Below are 7,088 nucleotides of genomic sequence, written 5' to 3' on the forward strand. Positions count from 1 at the left end.
TCCGTACCCGCCAGACCGACTCCGGACGGCCCAGAGGTTCTGCAGGCAACAGCGACCCAAACAGCAGCATCAAGCTGAAGCACACACTCAGGTGACCGCTGCCTGCTCCTCCTTGGTGCCGAGCCAAGTCTGCAACACGGTCCAGAGCACGGCCAGCGTCGTCGCGCCGATGAACATGCCGGTAAAGCCCCAGGCTGCCAGACCCCCGATCACTCCCATGAAAAGCACGAGCATCGGTAACTGCCCGCTGCGCGCAATCAGCATGGGCTTCACGATATTGTCTGCTCCCATGAGTAGAATGATCCCCCATGCAGCGGTGAAGATGGCCCAGCCGGTCTGCCCCTCGGAACCCAGCCAGATCGCTACCGGCAGCCAGACCAGAAGCGGTCCAATCTGGATAACGGCCAGAAAAAACGTCGCTGCGGCCAAGGCGATGGCTCCTGGAACGCCGGCGATTGCGAAGCCGATCCAGGCCAGCACTCCCTCGAGCAGAGCCGTTCCAATGACGCCGATCGCAACGCCGCTTATGGCCCTTCCCGCGGCATTCAGCAGTTCTGGCCCCTTCGGTCCAACTATGCGCAACATGATGGCGGAGACAAACCGCAGCACCCAGGTGCGCGACGCATGAAGTACCGCGGCTATGATGACGCCCACGAAGATTTCAAGGACGGCCACCAGAAGACCCGCACCCAGATTGATGAGCCAGCGCCCTGCGGCAGCAAGCTGGGTTTGGTAGCGCTGCATCAACACCAGGCCCTCGCGCTGCAGTTCCTGCCATGCCGCCGATACCTTGTTTCCGACCAGCGGAAGTCCCGCAATCCACTCGGGAAGGTTGGGGATTCCGCGAGTGCCCGCCGTGCTTAGCCACGCCTCGGCGACACTCAGATAGTCAGCAACAGCGGAACAGAGATAGATCAACGGCACGATGATGATCGTCACGGCGGCCACGCCGAACAACACGGCGGCCAGGCGACGCCTTCCGTTCAGCAGCTCGACTATTCGATCAAACAGCCCGGCAGTGGCGGTGGCAAGGATCACCGCATAGGTGAGGACACCGACAAAGGCTAACAATACCCAGAAGCTCGCGACGGTCAGCATGGACACAAGCAGCAAGGCGAGAGCTGCCTCTATGAGCTGCTGGTGTCGCCCGCCTTCAACACGCAATTCCTGCATAACAGCACCTCCTGGTTTGATCAGAAGTCGGCGAAGCCCCGTTCTGCAAGGGACAGCGCTGATGGTTGCGTACGTCGGTCCCGTGCACCGGGGGCCCGTCTCGCACCGCAAGTCCTTGTTTCACGGTTGTGCGATGTTTTGATCCGCATCCCGCCGGGAGGACCACAGTTCCGAGACCTTGAAAAGAAATGCCGTAGTCCAGCCGAACAGCAGAATTCCGTTTACACCTTCGATGGCACTGGCGAGCTGCCATTCGTTGGATAGCGTGATGTCGCCATAGCCGATCGTGGCGAAGGTAATCGCCGAGAAATACATGGCGTCCTCCTAGCCGATACACCGTGGCCCACAACATGATCTCGATCATGTGAGCGATTACAAAGCCGGTGACAAAAAAGTAACTGATGCCCAATCGGGCGTAGCCGGACAGTTTCCGCGTGCCGGTAAGGGGACCTCGTCCTATCCGGAACAGCAGCATAACCGCCATGCCGTGAATAAAGATCGTGGCAAGCAGCACGCCAGTGCCCGTGACAATCTGAAGTAACATCCTCGCGCGTCCCCCAGCACCAACACAGCCCCCGGCGTTTCCACTCTGGCCGTACCCCGCACCAACGCTGCATCGTATGAAGCCCGCCTCGCCAACTCCAGTCGCACTGGAAAATCACCCTAGTCCCGAGGGGAGGCCACAACTCCGATGGATCATTTTGCCTCAGAACGCAACCGCCGACAAGATGATTGCCGCTGGCCACCGCTGGGAGCCACCGCGGCATGCGGGAACCTGCAGCTGGCGGCCTTGCAACAGTGGTTCCAGCACGGCCCGAACGTCCTCGGGATAAAGCATCGACCGAAGGCGGTTTTAATCGAGAGATGGGTCCTGGCCAAACTTCAAAACGACCGTTTCTTCCGGATGAGCGCTTTGATCGAGGACCTCAACAACCGAACGATGCGCCGGTATGGGAAATCACAGCGTGCATGGTTCGATGAGGTTGAACGCAACCAGCTCAAGCTGCCTGCAACACCTTTGAATATGCTGAATGGAAGATCGCCAAGGTCCATCCCGATTATCATGTCGAGGTCGACAAGCGTACTCCGTGCCACACGGTCGCAACAATTATTGCGCATAGACTTGATATTTGCGCGTACATCGGCATTCTTGCGCATATCCCACTAGGCGCAGGAAAAACAACGAATCGTGGCGAACCAAATCCCGGACGATGCATTGGCTGCGATCGAGGAGATCGTAAGGCAACATACAGGCGCCATCCCAGCATCAGAGATTCTCCGCGCCCTACAAGCGCCTATCCCTCAACGCACGCTACAATATCGCCTGAAGCGACTGGTATCCGACAATCGCCTGATTATGGAGGGCGACGGCCGTTGGGCAAAATACCGTCTGCCTGACGTCGCTTCGCCCCCTTCATCATCTGGCGAGGATCGGGTTCTCGACAGTGCGCTTTCCGATGCCGCAAAATCGATGCGCGACTATGTCCGACAATCGCCCCAAGCCCGCAGACCAGTCGGTTACAATCGCGACTTTCTCAACAGCTACCGCCCGAACATCACCTTCTATTTGACCGCGTCCGAGCGCCTTCATCTGACGTCGGTTGGGCGGCCGCAGATCGCAGAGCAGCCGGCGGGAACCTACGTCAAGCACATCCTGAGCAGGCTCCTCATCGATCTCGCCTGGAATTCCAGCCGGCTTGAGGGCAATACCTATTCGCTACTCGACACCAAGCGCCTCATTGAGTTCGGTGAAGAAGCCGTGGGCCGAGCGCATCTCGAAGCGCAGATGATCCTCAACCACAAGGACGCAATTGAGTTCCTGGTCAGTGCAGCCGATGACATCGGCTTCAACCGCTACACGATCCTCAATCTACACGGTCTGCTGGCCAATAACCTGCTTGTCGATCCGTCAGCCGCTGGAAGGTTGCGCTACATCGCGGTCGGGATCGAGCGGTCCGCTTTCCATCCTCTGGAAGTGCCGCAGCTCATCGAGGAATACTTCGATCAGATCTTGGCCACGGCCGACGCCATCGTCGACCCGTTCGAGCAAGCCTTCTTCATCATGGTGCAATTGCCCTATCTTCAGCCCTTCGATGATGTAAATAAGCGCGTGTCCCGCCTTGCCGCGAACATCCCACTCATCGAGAATAACCTTTCGCCGCTCTCCTTCGCCGATGTGCCGCGACGGGTGTATACAGAGGCAGTGCTCGGGGTTTACGAGTTGAATCAGATTGATCTCCTCAAAGACCTTTTTCTATGGGCCTATGAGCGCTCGGCGGCGCGTTACGTCGCTATTCGCCAGTCGCTGGGCGAGCCCGATCCGTTCAGACTTCGCTATCGCGCCGAACTGCGCGAACTCGTCGCTGACCTCATCCGTGGGCGCACCAGACGCAAGCAGGCCGCCGCGCGCATCGCAGCTTGGGCGGCCGAAAGGCTCGATCCCGTTGACCGTGAGCGCTTCGTCGAGATTACCGAAGCCGAGTTGACGGGACTGCATGAAGGCAATTTCGCGCGCTATCAGATCCGGCCTTCGGAGTTCGCAGCCTGGCGCAAAGTGTGGGAGGCGAGGTGATCGACAGCCGCGGGATACCTGGGTCTGGTTATTTTGGTTGGTTGGGAAGATTTGGTTGCGGGGGCAGGATTTGAACCTGCGGCCTTCAGGTTATGAGCCTGACGAGCTACCGGGCTGCTCCACCCCGCGCCAAGGGGACGTTGTCCCCGGAAGTATACGCTCTGCGTTATGGTGTTCAAAGCGGAAAGGACCGCTTTGGGCGGCCCTTTGTTTTCGGCTTGGGCCGTTTGTTGTGATGAGAAGATTGTATGTTGCGTTTAGCAGACCTGGCAGCGACCGACTCTCCCGCGTCTTAAGACGAAGTACCATAGGCGCTGGGGCGTTTCACGGCCGTGTTCGGAATGGGAACGGGTGCAGCCGCCCCGCCATGACCACCAGGTCAGCGAAGCGCAACAATTGAGAAGCTGGCAGAGGTCTTGCGACCTCTTTTTTCCGGGCGAACATTTGATGTTCGCCGGGTGAACACGTCTTAACATCACCTTGAGCGGACAAGCGCCTTGCGCTTGCCGGGGTCGGGACGAATGCTTTGCATTCGCCCTGTGATGAGCATGGTCAATGAGAACGATCAAGCCAATCGAGCTATTAGTACCGGTAAGCTTCACACATTGCTGCGCTTCCACACCCGGCCTATCAACGTGGTCGTCTTCCACGGCTCTGATAGGGAATACTCGTTTTCAGGTTGGTTTCCCGCTTAGATGCCTTCAGCGGTTATCCATTCCATATGTAGCTACCCTGCTATGCCCTTGGCAGGACAACAGGTCCACCAGAGATATGTCCATCCCGGTCCTCTCGTACTAGGGACAGATCCTGTCAATATTCCTACACCCACGGCAGATAGGGACCGAACTGTCTCACGACGTTCTGAACCCAGCTCACGTACCGCTTTAATTGGCGAACAGCCAAACCCTTGGGACCTGCTCCAGCCCCAGGATGCGATGAGCCGACATCGAGGTGCCAAACAACCCCGTCGATATGGACTCTTGGGGGTCATCAGCCTGTTATCCCCGGCGTACCTTTTATCCGTTGAGCGATGGCCCTTCCACGCGGGACCACCGGATCACTATGACCGACTTTCGTCTCTGCTCGACTTGTCAGTCTCGCAGTCAGGCGGGCTTATGCCATTGCACTCGACGACCGATTTCCGACCGGTCTGAGCCCACCATCGCGCGCCTCCGTTACTCTTTCGGAGGCGACCGCCCCAGTCAAACTACCCACCATACACTGTCCCGGATCCGGATAACGGACCGCGGTTAGACATCCATGACGATAAGGGTGGTATTTCAAGGATGGCTCCACGGAAACTGGCGTCCCCGCTTCAAAGCCTACCACCTATCCTACACATGCCGACACGAATGCCAGTGTAAAGCTATAGTAAAGGTGCACGGGGTCTTTCCGTCTGACCGCAGGAACCCCGCATCTTCACGGGGAATTCAATTTCACTGAGTCTATGTTGGAGACAGCGGGGAAGTCGTTACGCCATTCGTGCAGGTCGGAACTTACCCGACAAGGAATTTCGCTACCTTAGGACCGTTATAGTTACGGCCGCCGTTTACTGGGGCTTCGATTCAAAGCTTGCACCTCTCCTCTTAACCTTCCAGCACCGGGCAGGCGTCAGACCCTATACGTCGTCTTGCGACTTCGCAGAGCCCTGTGTTTTTGATAAACAGTCGCTACCCCCTGGTCTGTGCCACCCCACCATACTTGCGTATCATGGGGTCACGCTTCTTCCGAAGTTACGCGTGCAATTTGCCGAGTTCCTTCAACATAGTTCTCTCAAGCGCCTTGGTATACTCTACCTGACCACCTGTGTCGGTTTCGGGTACGGTCTATACGGTGGAGCTATTTCCTGGAACCGCGTCCCTGCCCAGACAATCCAATAAGTCTGAACAAGTTGAGCAATCCGTCACTACCACCAGGCCCACGAATATTAACGTGGTTCCCATCGACTACGCATTTCTGCCTCGCCTTAGGGGCCGGCTAACCCTGCTCAGATTAACTTTAAGCAGGAACCCTTGGTCTTTCGGCGAGAGGGTCTCTCACCCTCTTTATCGTTACTCATGTCAACATTCGCACTTCCGATACCTCCAGGACCCCTCACAGGTATCCCTTCACAGGCTTACGGAACGCTCCGCTACCACGTGTATTGCTACACATCCTCAGCTTCGGTGCATGGCTTCAGCCCCGTTACATTTTCGGCGCAAAGACCCTTATTTAGACCAGTGAGCTGTTACGCTTTCTTTAAATGATGGCTGCTTCTAAGCCAACATCCTGGTTGTTTTGGGATCCTCACATCCTTTCCCACTTAGCCATGACTTGGGGACCTTAGCTGGAGGTTAGGGTTGTTGCCCTTTTCACGACGGACGTTAGCACCCGCCGTGTGTCTGCCGACTAGTACTCCCCGGTATTCGGAGTTTGGTTAGGATCAGTAAGACGGTGAGTCCCCATAGCCCATCCAGTGCTCTACCCCCGGGGGTATTCGGTCGACGCTCTACCTAAATAGATTTCGCGGAGAACCAGCTATTTCCGAGTTTGATTGGCCTTTCACCCCTAGCCACAAGTCATCCCAATCTATTGCAACAGATGCGGGTTCGGTCCTCCAGTTGGTGTTACCCAACCTTCAACCTGCTCATGGCTAGATCACTCGGTTTCGGGTCTAATGCAACAAACTAAATCGCCCTATTCAGACTCGCTTTCGCTTCGCCTACACCTACCGGCTTAAGCTTGCTTGTTACACTAAGTCGTTGACCCATTATACAAAAGGTACGCCGTCACCCTTGCGGGCTCCGACTGTTTGTAGGCATCCGGTTTCAGGTTCTATTTCACTCCCCTTGTCGGGGTGCTTTTCACCTTTCCCTCACGGTACTTGTTCGCTATCGGTCATGCACGAGTACTTAGGCTTGGAGAGTGGTCTCCCCATGTTCAGACAGGATTTCTCGTGTCCCGCCCTACTCTAGGACAATCAAAGCATCTACGCGTACGGGGCTGTCACCCGCTACGGCCAAACTTTCCAGATCATTCCGCTTTAACTTTGATTGCCACTGGCCTGGTCCGCGTTCGCTCGCCACTACTTGCGGAGTCTCGGTTGATGTCCTTTCCTGCAGGTACTTAGATGTTTCAGTTCCCTGCGTTCGCTTCTTACACCCTATTTTATTCAGGTGCAGATACCTTATCACAATGCTTAGAAACCACTCGGGTTCTAACGCCGGACAACCGCGACGCGCTACCGCGCTGTACAGGAACTTCCCATACAGGACGTTAGTCCGTCGGCGACCGTTCGCCGTAACGTTGGATCATAAATCCAACAACCAGAATGATTTTCTAAGCATTTAAGGTGGGTTGCCCC

3 protein-coding genes, 1 tRNA gene, 2 rRNA genes and 1 pseudogene (1 of these 7 only partly in view) are annotated in these 7,088 nt (G+C 56.5%); 2 read left to right on the forward strand and 5 right to left on the reverse strand.

Features of this window, described 5'->3' with window-relative positions:
• Positions 1–87 precede the first annotated feature (87 nt).
• The gene (locus WGT02_RS19825; protein ID WP_037070081.1) at positions 88–1,173 is read right to left on the reverse strand and encodes an AI-2E family transporter; all 1,086 of its coding nucleotides are present in this window, start codon (positions 1,171–1,173) and stop codon (positions 88–90) included.
• Between the two features lie 120 nt (positions 1,174–1,293).
• On the reverse strand, positions 1,294–1,488 hold the full coding sequence (locus WGT02_RS19830) for a potassium channel family protein (RefSeq protein WP_225039748.1): 195 nt from the start codon (positions 1,486–1,488) through the stop codon (positions 1,294–1,296).
• Positions 1,489–1,968: 480 nt separating this feature from the next.
• On the opposite strand from WGT02_RS19830, the pseudogene WGT02_RS19835 reads away from it, so the two are divergent.
• Positions 1,969–2,253 (forward strand): annotated as a pseudogene (locus WGT02_RS19835) (IS21 family transposase); the annotation flags it as partial.
• 109 nt (positions 2,254–2,362) lie between these two features.
• Complete coding sequence (locus tag WGT02_RS19840; protein WP_208249612.1) at positions 2,363–3,745, forward strand: Fic family protein; 1,383 nt, start codon at positions 2,363–2,365, stop codon at positions 3,743–3,745.
• Positions 3,746–3,797: 52 nt separating this feature from the next.
• Here WGT02_RS19840 and WGT02_RS19845 read toward each other — a convergent pair.
• The 3 genes from WGT02_RS19845 to WGT02_RS19855 form a co-directional block, all read right to left on the reverse strand.
• A tRNA-Met gene (locus WGT02_RS19845) sits at positions 3,798–3,874 on the reverse strand.
• Positions 3,875–4,009: 135 nt separating this feature from the next.
• Positions 4,010–4,124 (reverse strand): 5S ribosomal RNA (gene rrf, locus WGT02_RS19850).
• 182 nt (positions 4,125–4,306) lie between these two features.
• Positions 4,307–7,088: ribosomal RNA gene (locus WGT02_RS19855) — 23S ribosomal RNA — on the reverse strand; it runs 120 nt beyond the window's last position.

It is taken from the genome of Rhizobium sp. T1470 (assembly GCF_042140505.1).
Lineage (GTDB): Bacteria > Pseudomonadota > Alphaproteobacteria > Rhizobiales > Rhizobiaceae > Rhizobium > Rhizobium favelukesii.